Annotated in this window: 16 protein-coding genes; 8 read left to right on the top strand and 8 right to left on the bottom strand. The window is 62.8% G+C overall.

The features are described 5' to 3' along the window. Positions 1 to 99 precede the first annotated feature (99 nt). The 4 genes from AFK63_RS03950 to AFK63_RS03935 all read left to right on the top strand — a co-directional run bounded on the left by AFK63_RS03950 (position 100) and on the right by AFK63_RS03935 (position 3,383). Positions 100 to 1,188: an oxidoreductase gene (locus AFK63_RS03950; protein ID WP_038861349.1), complete on the top strand. Its 1,089-nt coding sequence runs from the start codon at positions 100 to 102 to the stop codon at positions 1,186 to 1,188. Positions 1,189 to 1,301: 113 nt separating this feature from the next. Beyond that, positions 1,302 to 2,546 (top strand): MFS transporter, encoded by a 1,245-nt coding sequence (locus tag AFK63_RS03945; protein ID WP_038861348.1) that lies wholly within the window; start codon positions 1,302 to 1,304, stop codon positions 2,544 to 2,546. A 182-nt stretch (positions 2,547 to 2,728) separates the two neighbouring features. After that, complete coding sequence (locus AFK63_RS03940) at positions 2,729 to 2,989, top strand: type II toxin-antitoxin system RelE family toxin (protein ID WP_038861347.1); 261 nt, start codon at positions 2,729 to 2,731, stop codon at positions 2,987 to 2,989. Positions 2,990 to 3,002: 13 nt separating this feature from the next. Next, positions 3,003 to 3,383, top strand: a complete 381-nt coding sequence (locus AFK63_RS03935) for a helix-turn-helix domain-containing protein (RefSeq protein ID WP_038861346.1) — start codon at positions 3,003 to 3,005, stop codon at positions 3,381 to 3,383. Positions 3,384 to 3,390: 7 nt separating this feature from the next. On the opposite strand, the gene AFK63_RS03930 is transcribed toward AFK63_RS03935, so the two are convergent. The 7 genes from AFK63_RS03930 to entC all read right to left on the bottom strand — a co-directional run bounded on the left by AFK63_RS03930 (position 3,391) and on the right by entC (position 11,246). Then, complete coding sequence (locus AFK63_RS03930) at positions 3,391 to 3,588, bottom strand: YbdD/YjiX family protein (protein ID WP_038861345.1); 198 nt, start codon at positions 3,586 to 3,588, stop codon at positions 3,391 to 3,393. Between the two features lie 157 nt (positions 3,589 to 3,745). Continuing rightward, positions 3,746 to 5,851 (bottom strand): pyruvate/proton symporter CstA, encoded by a 2,106-nt coding sequence (gene cstA / locus AFK63_RS03925; RefSeq protein ID WP_038861344.1) that lies wholly within the window; start codon positions 5,849 to 5,851, stop codon positions 3,746 to 3,748. A 568-nt stretch (positions 5,852 to 6,419) separates the two neighbouring features. Next, complete coding sequence (entH, locus tag AFK63_RS03920; protein ID WP_038861343.1) at positions 6,420 to 6,833, bottom strand: proofreading thioesterase EntH; 414 nt, start codon at positions 6,831 to 6,833, stop codon at positions 6,420 to 6,422. Beyond that, positions 6,834 to 7,586, bottom strand: coding sequence for a 2,3-dihydro-2,3-dihydroxybenzoate dehydrogenase EntA (entA, locus tag AFK63_RS03915; RefSeq protein WP_038861342.1), 753 nt, complete (start codon positions 7,584 to 7,586; stop codon positions 6,834 to 6,836). Continuing rightward, entirely contained in the window at positions 7,583 to 8,452 is an 870-nt protein-coding gene (locus AFK63_RS03910) for an isochorismatase (protein WP_038861341.1), read from the bottom strand. The genes entA and AFK63_RS03910 overlap by 4 nt, the downstream gene beginning before the upstream one ends. Positions 8,453 to 8,461: 9 nt before the next feature. Further along, positions 8,462 to 10,066, bottom strand: coding sequence for a (2,3-dihydroxybenzoyl)adenylate synthase (locus AFK63_RS03905; protein WP_038861340.1), 1,605 nt, complete (start codon positions 10,064 to 10,066; stop codon positions 8,462 to 8,464). 10 nt (positions 10,067 to 10,076) lie between these two features. Then, positions 10,077 to 11,246 (bottom strand): isochorismate synthase EntC, encoded by a 1,170-nt coding sequence (gene entC, locus AFK63_RS03900; protein ID WP_038861339.1) that lies wholly within the window; start codon positions 11,244 to 11,246, stop codon positions 10,077 to 10,079. A 205-nt stretch (positions 11,247 to 11,451) separates the two neighbouring features. Between entC and fepB the strand changes: the two genes are divergently transcribed. Then, entirely contained in the window at positions 11,452 to 12,393 is a 942-nt protein-coding gene (gene fepB / locus AFK63_RS03895; protein WP_174514623.1) for a Fe2+-enterobactin ABC transporter substrate-binding protein, read from the top strand. Between the two features lie 26 nt (positions 12,394 to 12,419). Here fepB and entS read toward each other — a convergent pair whose 3' ends face one another. Next, entirely contained in the window at positions 12,420 to 13,664 is a 1,245-nt protein-coding gene (gene entS / locus AFK63_RS03890; protein WP_038861337.1) for an enterobactin transporter EntS, read from the bottom strand. Positions 13,665 to 13,771: 107 nt separating this feature from the next. On the opposite strand from entS, the gene fepD reads away from it, so the two are divergent. Genes fepD through fepC form a run of 3 tightly spaced genes read left to right on the top strand, consistent with a single transcriptional unit; the run spans position 13,772 to position 16,556 of the window. Continuing rightward, positions 13,772 to 14,779, top strand: a complete 1,008-nt coding sequence (gene fepD, locus AFK63_RS03885) for a Fe(3+)-siderophore ABC transporter permease (protein ID WP_038861336.1) — start codon at positions 13,772 to 13,774, stop codon at positions 14,777 to 14,779. Beyond that, positions 14,776 to 15,768 carry an iron-enterobactin ABC transporter permease gene (gene fepG, locus AFK63_RS03880; RefSeq protein ID WP_038861335.1) on the top strand — a complete coding sequence of 331 codons (993 nt, stop codon included), beginning with the start codon at positions 14,776 to 14,778 and terminating at the stop codon, positions 15,766 to 15,768. Before fepD ends, fepG begins: the two co-directional genes overlap by 4 nt. Further along, a complete protein-coding gene (gene fepC / locus AFK63_RS03875; RefSeq protein ID WP_038861334.1) occupies positions 15,765 to 16,556 on the top strand; it encodes an iron-enterobactin ABC transporter ATP-binding protein in 792 nt (263 codons plus the stop codon). Before fepG ends, fepC begins: the two co-directional genes overlap by 4 nt. Positions 16,557 to 16,742 lie beyond the last annotated feature (186 nt).

Raw genomic sequence — 16,742 nt, 5'->3', positions numbered from 1 at the left:
GCCAACATGAAAAAATTGCATGCGTCGCCGCGCCGACAATCAGACGTCCGGACGGCTTTCTGTGGCAGGATGAGAAAAAACACAAGAAGGACAACACTCATGAGCGATACGCCTATCCGCGTGGTTCCAGGACCTGCAAATTACTACTCCCATCCGGGCGCGCTCGCGCGTCTGGGCGAACTTTACACCCCGGCGCAGCTCTCCCGCGCGGTGTGGGTCTACGGCGAGCGGGCCATCGCCGCCGCGCGGCCTTTCCTGCCGGAGGTCTTCGATGCGCCCGGCGCGGTGCGCATTCTGTTCCGCGGGCATTGCAGCGAGCGCGACGTCAGCACGCTGGCGGCACAGGCAGGCGACGATCGCGCCGTGGTGATTGGCGTGGGCGGCGGCGCGCTGCTTGATACCGCCAAGGCGCTGGCGCGCCGTCTCGGCCTGCCGGTGGTCGCCATTCCGACTATCGCCGCCACCTGCGCGGCCTGGACGCCGCTCTCCGTCTGGTATAACGACGCCGGGCAGGCGTTGCATTTTGAGATCTTCGACGACGCCAACCATCTGGTGCTGGTGGAGCCGGAAATACTCCTGCGCGCGCCGGCGGAATACCTGCTGGCGGGCATCGGCGATACGCTCGCCAAATGGTATGAGGCGGTCGTGCTGGCCCCGCAGCCGCAGACGCTGCCGCTCACCGTGCGGCTCGGACTCAACGCCGCGCTCGCCATACGCGACGTTTTGCTTACGCAGAGCGAAGCGGCGCTGGCCGACCAGCAGCGCGGCGCGCTGACGCAGGATTTTCGCGACGTTATCGACGCCATTATCGCGGGCGGCGGTATGGTCGGCGGCCTGGGCGAGCGTTATACGCGCGTCGCGGCGGCGCACGCGGTGCATAACGGCCTGACGGTGCTGCCGCAGACCGAAAAATTTCTGCATGGCACCAAAGTGGCTTACGGCATCCTGGTACAGAGCGCCCTGCTCGGCCAGGACGACGTGCTGGGGGAGCTGGTGAACGCTTACCAGCGCTTTAACCTGCCCACCACGCTTGCTGAACTGGACGTGGATATTCATAACGCCGACGAGCTCGACCGGGTTATCGCCCATACGCTGCGCCCGGTGGAATCCATTCATTATCTGCCGGTGACGTTGACGCCAGCTACCCTGCGCGCGGCATTTGAAAAGGTAGAAACCTTCGCCCGCTAAGCAAAACGCACAGGGTGCGATGCCACTTTTTACGAAATGGCTGTAGGCTTACCTCTCTCTGACGCGGCGATAACAACACTTCCACGCCGCGTTTTTTACATTCGGGATGGTTTATGGCTTCTGTACACTCTGACGGCGATGCGTCTCTGCTGGCGCACCGCTCGTTCGTCGCGTTCTGGCTGGCGCGCACCTGCTCCGGCTTCGGTTTCCAGATGTTGTCTATCGTGGTGGGCTGGCAGATTTACGCCCTCACCCACAGCGCGTTTTACTTAGGGCTGATAGGCCTGGTGCAGTTTCTTCCTTCGGTCACGCTGGCGCTCTGGGCCGGGCATATCGCCGACCAGCGCGACCGCCGCCGGGTGGTGCTTATCGGACAACTGGTGGAGTGGCTCGCTATCGGCGCGCTGGCCGCCGCGACCGTCGCGCATCTCGCCGACGTGAAAATTATTCTCGGGCTGATCTTTATTATCTCTGTCGCCAAAGTGATGGAGGCGCCGTCGCTGCAGTCGATGCTGCCAGCGCTGGTGCCGCCCGCGCTGCTGGCCCGCGCGACGGCAGCAAGCGCCGTATCAAGCCAGGCGGCGATGATCATGGGCCCGGCGCTCGGCGGCCTGCTGTATGTTTTCGGCGCGCAGGTGGTGTACGCGCTCACCGCCGTGCTGTACCTGATTTCGGTGGTGATGGTCAGCCGCCTGCGCTACGAGCAGGCGCCGCCGGCGCGCCAGCCCGCGAGCCTTGCTACGCTGTTTGCGGGTGTGAAGTTTATCCGCGAGCGCCCGGACGTGCTGGGCGTGATTTCGCTCGATCTCTTCGCGGTGCTGCTGGGCGGGGCCACCGCGCTGCTGCCGATTTACGCGCACGATATTCTGCACACCGGGCCGTGGGGGCTGGGGCTGCTGCGCGCCGCGCCCGCCGTGGGCGCGCTGCTGGTCGGGTTCTGGTTAAGCCGCCGGTCGCTTGAGAAAAACGTCGGGATGATTATGTTTCTCTCGGTGGCAGGGTTTGGCGTGGCGACGCTGGTGTTCGCGCTTTCCAGCAACCTCTGGCTGTCGCTTATCGCGCTCTTCGCGACAGGCGGGTTTGATATGGTGAGTATGGTTATCCGCGGCGCGCTGGTGCAGCTCGACACCCCCAACGAGATGCTGGGTCGTGTGAACGCCGTGAACTCGATTTTTATCAATACCTCGAATCAGCTCGGCGAATTTGAGTCTGGCATGCTGGCGGCGCTGCTCGGCACCGTGCCTGCGGCGGCCATCGGCGGCATCGGCACGCTGGTGGTGGTCGGGCTCTGGATGCGCCTGTTTCCGTCGCTGCGTAAACGTCAGCGGCTCGAAGAGCCAAAAACGCAGACTGCCTGAATACGCAACGCCTTCCGCCCGGAAGGCGTTTTTGCGAGACGTCACGAGAAACCTTTCGCTGCCGCTTTTCTCCCACCCGTTCCCCGTTTAGCGTGCTGCCCATAAGCAAATCATTTTCAGATAAAAGCTTATAGTCTTATAATTTACTTATATCATGGAAACGGATAAAGTGAGGGAACTGAATGGACATCAGATGGACGAAGCGGGCGTACAAGCAACTGAGCGCTGTACCGGAAGGCGACAGGCTCATGCTCTGTAAAAAGGTCTCCGCGCTCGCCGCCGAAGACGCCAGGCTGGATATCGTAAAGCTGGCGGGGCTGAAGCCACGCTACCGGCTGCGGGTGGGGAATTATCGGGTTATTTACGAGCGTGTGGCGGGCGTTCCGGTTATCTGCCTGATTCTGGAAGTCAAACGCAGAACTACAACCACTTACCTTAATTAACGGGGGTATCGATATGCTCAATGCACAAATTATTCATGATAAACAGGGCAAACCCGAGTATGCGGTCATCCCCTATGAACTTTACCTCTCAATGCTGGCACAACTGGAAGATGACGAGGCGCTGGCGTCATTGCCGTATGAATCCGATAGCGACGACGACGTCACACTGCCGCATGAGGTGGTGGGTATTAGCGTTGAGCAGAACGTGAGTTTACAGGCCGCCTGGCGAATCTGGCGGGGCCTCTCTCAACAGGACGTGGCGGAAAAACTCGGCATCAGTCAGTCGGCGGTTTCACAACTCGAATCGCCTGATTCACGTCCGCAAAAGCGCACCCGCGAAAAGCTGGCGGCGCTCTATGGCTGTCAGCCGGAACAGCTTTTGCCGTACCGCTGACAGGCGATTAACAGCACTTCGCGCCGCCTTTCGCGCCGTAACGAGCGTCCTGGCGTTCACGGAAAAACGCTTCGTAAGTCATCGGCGTCTGGTCCGGGTGGTTGACGCGCATGTGTTCAACGTAATTGTCGTAATCCGGCACGCCGATCATCATTTTCGCGGCCTGGCCGAGGTATTTCCCGGCTTTAGCAAGGGTATCGAACATTTTTCGTCCTTATTCGCTGTCACGGCGGGTGCCGCTGCGCTGACCCGCCCTACCTTTTATGTTTGCTTTGGAGGGAGGGTAAGCGAAGCGCACCCCACCTCTTTCGCCACGTCGAAGGCGCACCCGCCTCTTTAACCCGGCGGGTGCCCTTTCCCACTTAATGCGCGCTTTTCGCCTGCGTCACTATCTGCTCCGCGTCGGCGGGCATCGGCTCGTAAGGCGTCTCACTGGCGGTCGGTGTATCGTGCTTCAGCGCCGCCAGCGCGGTTTTAATGGAAAACAGCGCAATCACTACCACCACAACCATAAAGAAAATGGTCAGGCCCGCGTCGAGACGGTTATTAAACACCAGCTGGCTTAGCTGCGCCTCGGTGTACTGCGCCGGGATAGTGCCGCTGTCCAGAATCGCCTGGAATTTATTGGCGATAGCGAGGAAGCCTACTTTGTTATCCGGGCTGAACGCTTTTTGCCAGCCCGCGGTTAATGTGCAAACCAGTAACCACGCGGTCGGCACCAGCGCCACCCACGCATAACGCTGGCGTTTCATCTTAAACAACACCACCGCGCAGAGCATCAGCGCCATGCCCGCCAGCATCTGGTTAGCGATACCGAACAGCGGCCACAGCGTATTGATGCCGCCGAGCGGATCCACCACGCCCTGATGCAGGAAATACCCCCACGCCAGTACGCACAGCGCCGTCGCCAGCAGGTTCGCGGGCAGCGAATCGGTGCGCTTCAGGCCGGGCGAGATAACGCCCAGCAAATCCTGAAGCATAAAGCGCGCGGCACGGGTTCCGGCGTCAACCGCCGTCAGGATAAACAGCGCTTCGAACAGGATAGCGAAGTGATACCAGAACGACACATCCATCAGGCCGCCAAGCGCGCCGTGAAGAATATACGCCATCCCCACCGCCAGGGTCGGCGCGCCGCCCGCGCGCGAGATAATCGTCTGCTCGCCCACTTCGTTCGCTATCTGGTTGAGCGTCTCCGGCGTTATCTGGAAGCCCCAACCACTCACCACCTGCGCGGCGGAAGCGACCACATCCGCCGTGCCGGCAGGGGCCAGGACCGCCATCGGGCTGTTCATCGCGAAGTAAACGCCGGGGTCAATCACGCACGCTGAGACCAGCGCCATGATCGCCACGAACGACTCCATGAGCATCCCGCCGTAGCCGATAAAGCAGGCCTGGTTTTCATTCGCGAGCATTTTCGGCGTGGTGCCGGAAGCAATCAGCGCGTGGAAGCCCGATACCGCGCCGCACGCGATGGTGATAAAGAGGAACGGGAATAGGTCGCCGGTCCAGACCGGGCCGGTGCCGTCGATAAACCGGGTCATCGCGGGCATGGTCAGCGTCGGGCGCATAATCAGAATGCCAATCGCGAGGCCCACGATGGTGCCGATTTTCAGGAAGGTAGAGAGGTAGTCACGCGGCGCCAGCAGCAGCCAGACCGGCAGCACCGCCGCCACAAAGCCGTAGCCCACCAGCATCCAGGTCAGCTGCACGCCCGTGAAGTCAAACCACGGCGCCCAGGTTTCGCTTTCCGCCACCCAGCCGCCGGAAATAATCGCAAACACCAGCATCACCAGGCCAATCACCGAGACCTCGCCGATGCGCCCTGGCCGCAGATAACGGATATAGATGCCCATGAAAATGGCGAGCGGAATGGTAAAGGCAACGGTGTAGGTGCCCCACGGGCTGTGGGTCAGCGCTTTCACAACGATCATCGCCAGCACCGCCAGGATGATGATCATTATCATAAAGCAGGCGACAAGCGCGATGACGCCCGCGGTATTGCCCATCTCCTCTTTCACCAGCTCGCCGAGCGAGCGTCCGTCGCGACGGGTGGAGACAAACAGCACCATAAAATCCTGCACCGCGCCGGCCAGCACCACACCCGCGAGGATCCAGATCATGCCAGGCAGATATCCCATCTGCGCCGCCAGCACTGGCCCTACCAGCGGCCCGGCGCCCGCGATCGCCGCGAAATGGTGACCGAACAGCACTTTTTTATCGGTAGGTACGTAGTCGAGCCCGTCGTTATGGCGCACCGCCGGCGTCATGCGCGTCGGGTCGACGGCGAGCACCTTTTTCGCGATAAACAGGCCATAAAACCGGTAAGCGATGAGATAAATACAGACGGCGGCGACAACGATCCACAACGCGTTGATCTGTTCGCCGCGGTTAAGGGCGATGTAGCCCAGCGCGAAAGCGCCCATCACGGAGAGCACCGCCCAGATAAGGTATTTCCCTGAGTTCGTCATAATTGTTATCCATTCAGTGAAACGATGAGTGAAACAGAGGTGTTACATTTTGTTTCTATATCACTAAAAAGAATTTAACAACGCAAGGCACAGAGAAACGTACGCCAGTGGTCAGGATTTACGTCAGTCTGTTAGCGGGATCACGGGATAATGATGCACGGGGTGTAACGCAGCGGTGGCGGTTAAGCGGAGCACCCGCCTTATAAAACCCGCATAACCGTAGGGCGGGTAAGCGAAGCCGCACCCGCCATCGGCAAGCCAGGCATCAGCCCCCGGTCTCTCTCCGCCGGGAGACGGCGTGCGTGAGGGGCGAACGGGTAAGCGCGGTGAACGGTTACGTTCGCCAGGGCGCACGCTGACTCTGTCGCCTTCCCTCACGCGAACGTGTTAAGGGGGCTCGCCGCCGCCCCCTTAACAATCCCGGCTCGCGGCCAAAGGGCAGCCGCAATAACCCCCACGCATCCGCGTTCGGCGCTGAAGGTTGGGGGGAAGGTGTTATTTTCGTAGGGTGGGTGCGCTTACGCTTACCCACTCCACAACTACAGCATCGACTGAACCACAATGACCGCTATCCCAGAATTGCCGTGCTCAGGCGGCTGGTGCAGCAGCGTCGTCCTTGTTCGTCATAGATGACAATTTCCCAGCACTGGCTTTGTCGCCCCAGATGCAGCGGCTGGCAGACGCCGCGTACCTGACCTTGCGATACCGCGCGGTGATGCGACGCGCTGATTTCGGTGCCCACCACGCACTGCCCGTCGCGCGTGGTCAGGTAACCCGCCATCGAGCCGAGCGTTTCGGCGAGCGCCGCTGAGGCCCCGCCGTGTAAAAGCCCGAATGGCTGATGGGTGCGGGCATCCACCGGCATGGTCGCCTCCAGTAAATCGTCGCCGATGCGGGTATAGACAATGCCGAGATGCTCCACCAGCGTGCCGACGCTGGTCGCATTAAGCGCTTCAAGCGTCATGTGACGTTTCCAGATCATCTATGCCCCCAGGGTGGAACCGCCATCAATAACGATATCCTGCAGCGTAATATGGCTGGCGAGATCGGACGCCAGGAACAAAATCGTGTTCGCCACTTCCTGCGGCTGGGCAATTTTCCCAAGCGGAATACCGAGCTTAAACTGCTCCGCGAACCCGCGAATGCGTTGCTGTTCGGCATCGTCGCTTTTCCACAGGGTGCGTTGCATGTCCGTGTCGGTGGAACCCGGCGATACCAGATTACAGCGCACGCCGCAGGCCGCCAGCTCAAGCCCCACGGTCAACGCCAGGCTCTTTAGCGCCGCCTTTGACGCGCCATAAGCTGACATTCCGATGCGTGGCGTGTGCGCGGCGTCCGAGGCGACCGTCACCACCGCCCCGCTCCGCTGCGCACGGAATGTTGCCATCGTCTGCTGGAAAAAGTTAAACGCGCCGCCGACGTTAACCGCGAATGTCTGCTGCCAGTCGTCCAGCGCAAGCGCGTCCGTGGCACCCATGCGCAGAATGCCCGCCGCGTTCACCAGCACATCGAGACGCGTGTTGTCACGCAGCCGACGCTGACAAACCTTTGCCACCGCGGCGGCGTCCGCCACGTCGAGCGTCTCGCAGGCGAACGGATAGTCGGCATGCGGGAACGCGAGGTCGAAGCCGGTCACCGTCGCGCCCGCCTGCGCAAACGCCAGCGCAGTGGCGTAACCGATGCCCTTGCCCGCCCCGGTCACCCAGACTGTCTGGCCGCTGAAATCAAGCGTCATGCCTGCGGCTCCCGTGAAAGCAGCGTCCACCAGGCGTCGATGGTCGGGTTTTTCGCCAGCATAACAAAGTCGATATCGCCATGCGCTTTGCGCCAGCGCGCGGCGAGCGCCATCATGCGCACAGAATCGAGCCCGTAGTCGATGAGGTTCTCGTCATCTTCCGGCTCGTCGGATTCATCCAGCAGCGGCAACACCAGCGCGCGCAGCGCCGCTTTGCTGCCCGGCACGTCAGGCCCGGCGGCAGGCAGCAGATCGGCGGTCATCACCACGCGACCGGCGCGGCCCGCGACATAATTCAGCGCCATCAGATGTTCTTCACGGCTGAAGTCCGCCAGCGCGTCGGCCACCATAAACGGCTTAATGTCACGCATAAACGCGTCGGTTGCGGTAATCATGCAGCCAATATGCGCGTAAACGCCGCAAATAATTAGCTGGTCGCGCCCCGTCTCTTTCAGCGCCTGCTCCAGCGGCGAGCGGTGAAACGCGCTGTAGCGCCATTTCACCAGCACCGTGTCGTCGGCGTCCGGCGCAAGCGCCGCCGCCACGTTTTGTTTGTCAGGGTGATGATTAAGACCCGGCCCCCACATGTCGTTTAACAGCGCGCGGTCGGCGTCGCTCTGGTTATTCGGCTGCGCGGTGTAGTACACCGGGATACCCTGCGCTTTACAGAACTGGCGCAGCGCCGCGATATTCGCCACCACCTGCTCGATCATCGGGCAGTTCTCGCCCCAGAAATTAAGGAAATACTCCTGCATATCATGGATCAGCAGCGCCGCGCGCTGCGGCTCAAAGGCCCAGTTGACCTTATTTTGCGGGAGATCCGCCGCGGTCGGCAGCGCATAGGCGTTCAGTTTAGGGATAGCCATTTTCTTTCCTTACTCAGTTGCAGACTGGCGCGCCGCCAGCCAGAGACGCAGTTGTTTTTTATCTACTTTGCCGACCGGTGTGAGCGGCAGTTCATCGACGCACTCCACGCGATCCGGCAGTTTGAAATCGGCGACGCCCAGCTCACGCAGATAACGACGGATCTCCACCGCTTTGACCGGGCGCTGCGTGACGATATACGCGCAGCTTTTCTCGCCCATCAGGCTGTCTTCCATCGAGACCAGGCCCGCGTGAATGATAGCCTCGTGACCGAGCAGCAGGTTTTCGATCTCTTCAGCGGCGATCTTCTCGCCGCCACGGTTGATTTGATCTTTCTCGCGGCCCTGAACGGTGATGTAGCCGTGTTCGTCAATCGCTATCAGATCGCCGGAGCTGTAAAAACCGTCCGCGTCAAAGGCGCTGGCGTTGTGCTCCGGGCTGTTGTAGTAGCCGCGGAAGGTGTACGGGCCACGCGTCATCAGGCGCCCCACCTGGCCGCGCGGCAGCGGATTGCCGTTTTCATCGGCCACCCAGACTTCGTCGTCCGGGCTCATCGGACGGCCCTGGGTTGTGAAAATACGCGCGTCCGGATCGGACAGACGGGTGTAGTTCACAAGCCCCTCGGCCATGCCGAACACCTGCTGAAGCTGGCAGCCGATCTCCGCCGGAATGCGCGCCGCGAGCGTGTCGGACAACCGCGCGCCGCCGACCTGCAGCAGCTTCAGCGAGGCCAGCTGGCGGTTATCGCCCCACTCGTTAATCGCCTGCAGCCAGAGGCTGACGGCGGGCGGCACCAGCGCGGTGACGTTGATCTGATGCTGTTCAATCAGCGGGAAGCAGAGCGTCGCGCTCGGATCGCGCGCCAGCACCACGCAGCCTTCGGTGAAAAACACGCCAAGCGCGCCGGGCGAGCTTAACGGGTAGTTATGCGCCGCGGGCAGCGCGCAGAGATAGCGCGTTTCACGGCTGAAGGCACAGATCTCTGCGCTACGGCGGATGCTGTAGTAGTAATCGTTATGGGTGCGCGGGATAAGCTTCGGCGTGCCGGTGCTGCCGCCGGAGAGCTGAAAAAACGCCACTTCATCGGCGGCGGAAGGCGCGGGTGAGAAACCGGCCTGCGGCTCTGCGATAAGCGGCTCCAGAGTATCACCGCGCAGCAGCGTCATGCGAAGCGATGGGGTTTTCGCGGCCAGCGCCTGCGCGTAAGCGTTATCTGCAAACAGCGCGTGCTCGCGGTCGGCAATCAGCAACGCAGGCGCAATCTGGCGTGCGTAGGCGTCAAGCTCGGTGCGCTGGTGGCTGAAGAGCGCATTGACCGGCGCGACGCCGATTTTCAGCAGCGCGAAGAAGACGATGTAAAACTCCGCCACGTTACCAAGCTGCACCAGCGCGGTGTCGCCGGTTTTCAGACCGCGACGCGACAGCGCGCCCGCAAGCCGCGTGGCGGCCGCGTCCAGATCGCGGTAGCTGAAGCGGCGCTCGCCGTCGATAACCGCGATGGCGGCGCTCTGCGCGTGGCGGCTGACGATATCGGTCAGCGGCAGATCGAGCCAGTAGCCTTTGGCGCGGTAGCGCGCGGCGAAATCATCCGGCCAGCGGGTGTAAGGGATAGTCATGCGCAGAACCTCAGTGAAGACCTAAAACGTGAAGCATGGTGGAAAGTTTGGTGCCGGTTTCGCGCCATTCAGAGAGCGGATCGGAGGCAGGCACAATTCCGGCGCCCGCGAACAGACGTACCTGATTGCCGCGCAGCCGCGCGCAGCGGATGGTCACTACCCACTCGCCATTGCCTTCGGCGTCGCACCAGCCGACGATGCCGCCGAAGAGTTCGCGTTCGAACGGCTCCAGCTCGGCGATATACGCTTTCGCCGCCTCGTGCGGGAAGCCGCTTAATGCGGGCGTCGGGTGCAGCAGGCAGGCAAGCGACAGCGCGTTATCGTCCGCAAAGCGCGTCTCGCCCTCGACCGGCGTGGCGAGATGCCACAGCGTCGGCGTTGTAATGAGCTCCGGCGCGCCCGGCATCGCCAGATGCTGGCTGCGCGGCGCCAGCACGTCGCGCATCGCCTGAGTCACCAGTTCATGCTCATGCCGGTCTTTGGCGGAGCACAGCAGCGTCTGCCCGGCTGCTTTATCCTGCGCCGCATCAGCGTGGCGACGCGCGGAGCCGGCGAGCGGCAACGAGCTGAACGTATTGCCATCTTTGCGCAGCAGCAGTTCGGGGCTTGCGCCAAGCAGCGTGCCGCCATCGGGCAGCGGAACGTGGAAGTTAAAGCTCGCCGGGTTTTGCGCCACCAGACGCGCCAGCAGCGCCAGGCTGTCCGGCGTCTCTTCGGTAGTGATATCGATAAGCCGGGAGAGCACGATTTTGCGTACCGCCGGCGTGTCGGTCAGCGCAGCGGCGCGCGCCACCATCGCCATAAAGGCGTCCTGTTCCGGTATCGCCTCGCGGCTTTTCACGCGCGGCGCGGCAGCGGCGCGCTCAGGCAGCGTATAACCTGCGGGCGTAAAATCGCTGCGGCTTTCGGGGATAAACAGCGCGGAGGGCTGGCGCGTGTCGAACGGGATAGCGCCAACCACTATCGGGCGCGCGATGCCGCTGCGGCGGGCGCGGTCAAAGGCGTCGCGCAGCGCGGTCTGAAACGCGCCGTGGCGCGCTTCGCCATCGGCTGCCGGCGTGTCCAGCCGCGCGAAACAGCCGCGGGTGGTAAAACTGTGATAAGGCGACATGAAGAAAAAGCTGTCAGATGAAAGGGATGCGGTTGCCTTGCGGCTCTCCTCGACCAGTGACGTGTCCATGCGCTCCTCCTGTACCAAAAAAGAGAACTGATAATTGTTATCATTTGTATTTGGTGGCGTAACCTAAGGCGAAATGGCGGGCATGTCAACCGCAGAGGCAAATTCACGGCGTCGTCACCGCTTGCATCCTGTCGGCAAATCGTGAAAATGAGAAGCATTATTAACTCTTCTGACAGGATACGTTGCCGTGACGTTCATTTCCGCCCTGCGCTCCACGCTCGCCGCCAGCCTGCTGGTTTTAGGAATTTCCTCAGTTTCACAGGCGGCAGACTGGCCGCGCCAGATAACCGACAGCCGCGGCGTGCAGACGCTCGAAAAAGCGCCGCAGCGCATCGTCTCCACCAGCGTCACCCTGACCGGCTCGCTGCTGGCGATTGACGCGCCGGTCGTGGCGAGTGGCGCCACCTCGCCGGGCAACCGCGTCGCTGACGATCAGGGTTTCCTGCGCCAGTGGGGCGAGGTGGCGAAAGCGCGTCACGTCGGGAGGCTGTACATCGGCGAGCCGAACGCCGAAGCCGTGGCCGCGCAGATGCCGGATCTCATTCTGGTCAGCGCCACCGGCGGCGATTCCGCGCTGGCGCTGTACGAGCAATTGTCCGCCATCGCGCCGACGCTGGTGATTAATTACGACGACAAAAGCTGGCAGCAACTCCTGACCCAGCTCGGTGAAATCACCGGTCACGAGAAACAGGCGGCCGCGCGCATCGCGCAGTTTGATAAGCAGCTCGCGCAGGCGAAAACGCACATGGCGCTGCCGCCGCAGCCGGTAAGCGCGCTGGTTTATAACCCGGCGGCGCACGGCGCGAATCTCTGGACCGCCGACTCCGCGCAGGGGAAACTGCTCGGCCAGCTCGGCTTTACGCTCGCGCCGCCGCCCGCCACGCATGGCCTGACCAGCATGGGCAAACGCCACGATATTATTCAGCTCGGCGGAGAAACGCTGGCCGGGGGGCTTAACGGCGAGACGCTGCTGCTGTTCGCTGGCGATGAAAAAGACGCCGCCGCGCTGATGCGCGATCCGCTGCTGGCCCACCTTCCTGCGGTGCAACATAAACGGGTATACGCGCTTGGCACCGAAACGTTCCGTCTCGATTATTACAGCGCCAGCCTGCTGCTCAAGAGGCTGGAAATTCTGTTTAAAGCGTAAAAAAGGGGCCGCCGGGCCCCTTTTTATTATGCCTGCGCCGGTTGCGGCGGCGTCTGGCGCAGACGTCGCAGCTCGCCGAAGAGCATCGTCAGGACGATAGCAATCACCGCGAGCCCCAGGCCCCCCGCGCTCGCGGCACTGACTGGCGAGAGCAGCGCGCCAACGCTGCCCAGCAGCGCCGCGCCGATGGCGTCGCCCGTGACGTTTTGCGCCGTCCACAGCCCGTTAATACGCCCGAGCATGTGATCCGGCGTCTGGGTCTGGATAAGCTGGTACTGGATCAGCGAGCTGATGCCGCTCAGGTAGCCGAACAGCGTCAGGCAGAAGAACGCCAGCGGCCACCAGGGCATCAGGCTGAACACGCCGACCGCCGCCAGCGCCAGCACCGAGGCGATAAGCATCGTGCGGCCGGGGTGCGGCGAATGCGCAAGCCCGCCGCTGGTAAGCGCGCCCAGCGCCGCGCCGAGCGGTACAGCAGCGTAAAGCACGCCGATTTCGCCGCTCGCCATCTGCCAGTGGTTCGCAAGCGCGGGATAAAGCACGCGCACCGCGCTCGCCATCGTCAACAGCGCGCCAGTAAGCGCGACGCCGCCGACAATCGGGCTTGCAATAAGAAAACGCAGGCCGTCCGCCAGCGCGCGCAACGGGTGCTGGCGCTGCATCTGCGGCGCGGGCAGCGCCGGGAGCGTAAGCAGCGGCAGCAGTGTAAGAAATGTGCCGAGCGCGGCCAGCGCATAGTTCCACGCCACCCCGCCCCAGGCGAGCAGCATCCCGCCGAGCAGCGGCGAAATCACCGACCCGAGCCGCACTGTGAGCATCGTGATGGCCCCCGCCTGCATCAGGTTTTCACGTCCGACGATGGCGGGCGTCGCCGCCAGCAACGCCGTCACGCCGATAGCCCCAAAAAAGCCGTCCCACACCCCGAGCAGATAGATGGCAGTGACCGAGGGCGCGGGCAGCATGGCGTTTACCCACAACCCGATAAACCCGACCCCGCAGGTGGAGCGCGCCAGCAGAATGAGTTTTTTACGCTCGTGGCGGTCGGCCAGCACGCCGCCGGTCATCAGTCCGATAAACATCGCCGCCCCCGTGAGCGTCACTGCGAGACCAACCTGAAACGTCGAGCCGGTGAGCGTCTGGATCTGTACCGGTACCGCCACGCCGAGCAGGCCGAGACCGAGAATGGAGATAAAACGCGCCAGAAAAACGGCGCGATAAGCAGGATGCGTTTTCAATAACGAGAGATTAAGCAGCAGCGAATGTCGGTTCATTACAGGGCCTTAACGCGAATTTTCCTTACCGGATAACGGGGCGCTCATGCTAACATAGCCAGATAAGAGTGATAATAACTATCATTATCGGTTTCAGGATGTGCGTTATGTCGGCCTCGCGCTTTTCCACCAGGATAGCTGTCCTGTTGTGTCTCTTTTTGCTGCTGCTGATGATGGTCGCCCTCAGTCTTCTGGCGGGCGCCAAATCCCTGCCCTTCTCTCTCGTGATGAACGCGCTCACCGGCCCCTGCCGCGACGCGGACTGCACCATCGTGCTTGACGCGCGTCTGCCGCGCACCCTCGCGGGCCTGGTCGCCGGGCTGTCGCTCGGGCTCGCTGGCGCGCTGATGCAAACCCTGACCCGCAATCCGCTGGCTGACCCCGGCCTGCTCGGCGTGAATTCCGGCGCCAGTTTCGCCATTGTTCTCGGCGCGGCGTTGTGGGGGGTGAGCGATCCGCTGGAGATCCTGATGCTGGCGCTGTGCGGCGCGCTGCTGGCGACGCTGGTGGTGGCCTTTACCGGCAGCGCAGGCGGCGGCCAGCTAAGCCCGGTACGCCTGACGCTTGCGGGCGTGGCGCTGGCGGCGGTGCTGGAAGGGCTGTCAAACGGCATTGCGCTGTTAAACCCGGTCGTTTATGACCAGCTACGCTTCTGGCAGGCGGGCTCGCTCGATATCCGTACGCTGGTCACCCTGAAGGCCATCGCACCGGTTGTTGTGCTGGGGGCGATTATCGCGCTGCTGCTAAGCCGCGGCCTCAACAGCCTGAGCATGGGCAGCGACACCGCCACGGCGCTCGGCAGCCGGGTGGCGCGCACGCAGGTACTCGGGCTTATCGCCATTACGCTGCTGTGCGCCAGCGCCACCGCCGTGGTCGGCCCCATCGCCTTTATCGGTCTGATGATGCCGCATCTGGCGCGCTGGCTGGTGGGCGCGGATCACCGCTGGTCGCTGCCGGTGACGCTGCTCGCCACCCCCTCGCTACTGCTGCTGGCGGATATTATTGGCCGCCTGATTGTGCCGGGCGAACTGCGGGTGTCGGTGATGAGCGCGTTTATCGGCGCGCCGGCGCTGATTTATCTGGTGCGCCAGCGGCGCGGCGGAGTGTCGCTATGAGACCCGTTTCGCCCCGCTTATGGCTGTGTTGTCTGCTCGCGCTGAGCCTGTGCGCCGGGCTTGGCGTCTGGGCGCTGACGCAGGGCGCGGTGACGCTTACCGCTTCGCAGGTCGTCGGGGCGCTGACCGGCCATGCGCCGCGCAACGTCTCGCTTATTGTGACCGAATGGCGCCTGCCGCGCGTGACAATGGCGCTGCTGCTGGGCGCGGCGCTCGGCGTGAGCGGCGCGATTTTTCAGTCGCTGATGCGCAACCCCTTAGGCAGCCCCGACGTGATGGGCTTCAATACCGGCGCCTGGAGCGGCGTGCTGGTGGCGATGGTGCTGGCGGGCCAGCATCAGACGGCCATCGCGTTTTCCGCCGTCGCGGGCGGCATGGCAACCGCGTTTATCGTCTGGCTGCTCGCCTGGCGTAACGGCATTGATACCTTCCGCCTGATTATTATCGGCATCGGCGTGCGCGCGATGCTGGTGGCGTTTAATACCTGGCTTTTGTTGCAGGCGTCGCTTGAGACGGCGCTCTCGGCGGGCCTGTGGAACGCCGGTTCTCTGAATGGCATCACCTGGGGAAAAACCGTCCCCGCCGCCCCGCTGCTGCTGCTCACGCTGTTCGCGAGCGCGCTGCTGGTGCGCCGGATGCGGCTTTTAGAGATGGGTGATGACAGCGCCTGCGCGCTCGGGGTGTCGGTGGAGCGCTCGCGCCTGCTGCTGATGCTGACCGGCGTGATACTGACGGCAGGCGCGACGGCGATGGCCGGGCCGATCTCATTTATCGCGCTGGTGGCGCCGCATATCGCCCGCCGCGTCAGCGGCACCGCGCGTTTCGGACTCACCCAGGCGGCGCTGTGCGGCGCGCTGCTGCTGCTGGGCGCCGATCTCTGCGCGCAGTATCTGTTTAAACCGTACCAGTTGCCGGTGGGAACCGTCACCGTCTGTCTGGGCGGGATTTACCTCATCGCCTTGTTGATACAGGAGTCACGCAAGAGATGACCACGACGTCGCGCTTAACCGGTGAAGCGCTCACCCTCGGATATGGCGATTTCCGCGTGGCGGAAGGGCTGAACGTGGCCATTCCCGACGGAAAATTCACCGCGATTATTGGCCCGAACGGCTGCGGCAAATCAACGCTGCTGCGTACGCTGAGCCGTCTGATGAAGCCTGTCGCCGGGCAGGTGCGCCTTGACGGCGACGCTATCCAGCGTTTCGCCACCAAAGAGGTGGCAAGACGTATCGGCCTGCTGTCGCAGAACGCCAGCGCGCCGGGGGATATCACCGTTCAGGAGCTGGTGGCGCGCGGTCGCTATCCGCATCAGCCGCTGTTTACCCGCTGGCGCGAAGAGGACGAGCGCGCGGTGCAACGCGCAATGGCCGCAACCGGCGTAACCGCGCTTGCCGACCAGAGCGTCGATACGCTCTCCGGCGGGCAGCGCCAGCGCGCGTGGATTGCGATGGTGCTGGCGCAGGAGACATCGATTCTGCTGCTAGACGAGCCGACCACCTGGCTTGATATCAGCCATCAGATAGAGTTGCTGGAGCTGCTGAGCGCGCTGAACCGCGAGCAAGGGTATACGCTTGCCGCAGTGCTGCATGACCTGAACCAGGCGTGCCGTTACGCAAACCACCTGATTGCGCTGCGGGACGGAAAAATCGTGGCGGAAGGCGCGCCGAAGGAGATAGTGACGCCAACGCTTATCGAAGCGATTTACGGGCTGCGCTGCATGATTATTGACGATCCGGTGGCCGGAACGCCGCTGGTGGTGCCGCTCGGGCGGCGGTGAGGCGGGGATAGTGGGTGTGCCCAGGTAAACGGTGGGCGCGACGCTTACCTACCCCCACAAAAACCGTCGCGCCTTGTCGCTCCAGAGCGGGTAAGCGAAACGCCACCCGCCCTTCATCACCCGCGCAAACGGCTAAACGGTGGGCGCGCGGCGCTTACCCACCCTGCCAAACTCCTGATGCCTCGT

The organism is Cronobacter muytjensii ATCC 51329, assembly GCF_001277195.1.
In the GTDB taxonomy this organism is placed as follows: Bacteria; Pseudomonadota; Gammaproteobacteria; order Enterobacterales; family Enterobacteriaceae; genus Cronobacter; species Cronobacter muytjensii.
The sequence above is the reverse complement of the archived record's forward strand: the minus strand, read 5'-3'. Positions and strand labels throughout refer to the sequence as shown.